General features: G+C 68.0%; 1 protein-coding gene. It reads right to left on the bottom strand.

The annotated features are described in order from the left end of the window. On the bottom strand, positions 1-540 hold a 540-nt coding region (locus EN884_RS38000), incomplete at both ends, for a helix-turn-helix domain-containing protein (protein WP_128361234.1).

Below are 540 nucleotides of genomic sequence, written 5' to 3'. Positions count from 1 at the left end.
GGCCAAGGGTACGCAGGAAGGCACGCCGCATGCGTCCGGGATCGCCAAAACCGGCGGCTTCGGCGATGCGCTCAAGCGGGAGATGGCTGGTCTCGATCGCCGTGCGGGCCGTATCGAGGCGCATGCGCTCTACCGCCTTTGCCGGCGTGACGCCGGTCTCGGACGTGAAGGCGCGGGCGAAGTTGCGGGGACTCATGGCCGCGTGATCGGCCAGGCATTCGACGGTCAGCGGTTCGGCCAGGTTTGCCCGCACCCACTCGATCAGCGCGGCGAAGCGGCCGGTTCGCCCGCCCAGTTCGACGAAGGCCGAGAATTGCGACTGGCCGCCCGGCCGGCGCTGGTGCATGACTATCTGCTGTGCGGTGCGGCGCGCCACTTCAGCGCCAAGGTCATCTTCGACGAGGGCAAGCGCCAGGTCTATTCCGGCCGAGATGCCGGCCGACGTCCAGATGTCGCCATCCCTGATGAAAATACGCTCGGCATCCAGCCTGACCTTCGGGTAGCGGCGGTGGAAGTCGTGACTGCTGGCCCCGTGCGTGG

It is taken from the genome of Mesorhizobium sp. M7A.F.Ca.AU.001.01.1.1 (genome assembly GCF_004022735.1).
GTDB lineage: Bacteria > Pseudomonadota > Alphaproteobacteria > Rhizobiales > Rhizobiaceae > Mesorhizobium > Mesorhizobium ciceri.
This window is presented reverse-complemented; position numbering and strand designations above follow the sequence as displayed.